We start from the raw sequence: 252 nt of genomic DNA on the forward strand, positions 1-252 counted from the left end.
GCTCCTCTGTCGCTGACCCTCACCTGAGATACCAACAGATTCAGGGCTGCCACAAAGCTTATCCGACGCGGCAAAACACCCGCCTCATCCGCAATGTCTGTTATTTCCTTCCTTAACAGGTTATAGCTGTTAGTACCGATGTAAAAATGACCCACATGCCAATGTAATTCGGACCCACCTGGGGTAAAACTGGCAGTTTTAAGCGAGCTGCCGATGCTAACATTGGAGTTAAGAGTGGAGATTGCTGTTCTT

The 252-nt window shown here is 48.4% G+C and carries 1 protein-coding gene; it reads right to left on the reverse strand.

Annotated features, from left to right (window positions below):
- Positions 1-252 (reverse strand): PorP/SprF family type IX secretion system membrane protein (locus M6G53_RS25385; protein WP_253335320.1); only part of this gene is annotated, 252 nt, incomplete at both ends.

This window comes from Serratia nevei, assembly GCF_024160145.1.
GTDB classification, from domain to species: Bacteria; Pseudomonadota; Gammaproteobacteria; order Enterobacterales; family Enterobacteriaceae; genus Serratia; species Serratia nevei_A.